Source organism: uncultured Agitococcus sp., from assembly GCF_937920075.1.
Classification (GTDB): domain Bacteria; phylum Pseudomonadota; class Gammaproteobacteria; order Pseudomonadales; family Moraxellaceae; genus Agitococcus.
Window position 1 is genome coordinate 1 of the sequence record NZ_CALETI010000441.1, and the last position, 2,159, is coordinate 2,159.

2 protein-coding genes are annotated in these 2,159 nt (G+C 41.7%); both read left to right on the forward strand.

Going from position 1 to position 2,159, the window contains the following annotated elements:
* The coding region (locus tag Q0212_RS14925; RefSeq protein ID WP_297926974.1) for an ATP-binding protein at window positions 1–545 on the forward strand (545 nt) is incomplete at its 5' end.
* Between the two features lie 50 nt (window positions 546–595).
* Window positions 596–2,159 (forward strand): DEAD/DEAH box helicase (locus Q0212_RS14930; RefSeq protein ID WP_297926976.1); only part of this gene is annotated, 1,564 nt, incomplete at its 3' end.

The following is a 2,159-nucleotide window of genomic DNA, read 5'->3' on the forward strand; positions in this document are numbered from 1 at the left end:
CATTGGACGCGCTTGTTAATGAATCACACGATTTTAAAACAGTGGTTATTGACAGTTTAGACTGGTTAGAAACGCTGATATGGAAACAAGTCTGCACTGATAACAAAGTATCAAGCATCGAAAAAATTGGCTATGGTCGCGGTTATAACGAGGCTCTCGTTTTTTGGTCGTATTTTTTTGATGAATTAAACAAATGCCGTGACAAGGGTATGCTTGTTATTATGACGGCACATAGCCAAGTCAACAAAGTAGAAGACCCCGAACATCTAACCTTTGACCAACACGACCTAAAACTACACAAAAAGGCGGCGGCTTTATGCCGTGAGTTTGCTGATGTTATTGGTTATGCAAGCCTAAAAAAGATTATCAAAGTCACCGAGGGCAAGGGCTTTAATGATGACCGCAACCGTGCAATCAGTACAGGCGAAAGGATTTTAAACCTAAGTGCTAATCCTGCTTATGTAGCCAAGAATCGCTACGATATGCCACCAACTATGCCGTTGCTGTGGTCAGAGTTTGCAAAGCATTTGCCAAGCCAAAAATAAACAACCCATTAAAGTGCGGTCATAGCGTACCGCACAACCGAGAAACCAACATGACAATCATTCTAAGAGATTATCAACAGGACGCGGTACAAAGTGCTTACGCCTACTGGCAGAATGGCACAAGCTGCATTATAGAAGCACCTTGTGGCGCGGGTAAGAGCCTAATCATTGGCAAAATCTGCCATGACTCAATAACGCATGACGTGCGTGTTTTGGTTGTCACGCATCGCAAAAAATTATTAGAGCAAAACGAGGCCGAGTTAAAAAACCTGTTACCCGATGCTGATACGGGATTTTATAGTGCAGGGTTAAACCAAAAAACACAGGACGCGCAAATAGTTTTTGCAGGCATTCAAAGCATTGCCAACGCAATAATTCAGCATTATGAAATACTTATCATTGACGAGTGTCACCTTGTTGCACCGAGCGAGGCAGGACAGTATCACCAACTCATTAACAACCTAAAAAACGTCAATCCTAATCTAAAGATTTTAGGCTTAACCGCCACACCATACCGCTTAGACAGTGGTTATTTAACACAATGGGAAACGCCTATTTTTGAGCGTGTCGTTTATAAAATTGATGTTAAGTTACTTATTAAACGTGGTTTTTTATGCCCTGTGGTGTCAAACGGTGGAGGTGTTAAAGTTGATGTAAGCAAGGTTAAGCACAAAGGAGGTGAGTTTTTAGATAGTGCGCTTGAATCGCTATACATGAGCAAAACGCCTGAGATTGTCGCTGATATTGTGAAACAAGGTGCTAACCGCAAAGCATGGTTAATTTTTTGCGTATCAATTGAACACGCTGAACAAGTCACGACCGAGCTAATTAGTCACGGTGTCAATGCGGCTTGTTATCACTCACAAAGCGACAATGAATATATTTTGGATGACTTCACGCATGGCCGCCTAAAGTGTCTTGTTAATGTAAATATACTCACGACTGGCTCAAACTTTCCCATTGCTGATATGTGCGTGTTGATTCGCGCTACCGAGTCAACTGCGCTTTATGTGCAGATTATTGGACGTGTCATGCGGCTATATCCTAACAAAAAGAATGCCCTGTTATTAGACTATGGCGGTAATGTGTTAAGACACGGCTGCATTGACGATGTGACAGTAAAGGCCAAAGGCGAAGGCACAGGCGAAGCACCCGCCAAAGAATGCCCGTCATGCGATACCATACTTCATGCTGCTGTGCGTGAGTGTCCAGAATGTGGATATATTTTTGCGCGTGAGCCTGATAAAAAATTAGATTTAACCGCTTATGATGGGGCGGTATTATCAGACCAACGCAAGGTGCAACGTGTAAATGTTGACCGAGTGAGTTTTAAGATACACAAAAAAATAGGCAAGCCCGATAGTATTAAGGTGACTTATCATTGCGGCATGGCAGAGTATTACGAATGGCTAACGCCTGAGCATAGTGAGTTTGGATTGAGTAAGACTAAGAGCATTTACAGAAGAATGTTTTGCTCTGATGAAAACGCATTTTCTTGTTATGAAAAAACAAATGATTTTGTTAATTTTAGCAATCAATCATTTGTCAGACCACAAAACAAAATAACAGCCATCGATATACTACCCTCAAAATATACCGAAGTTAAAAAACGGT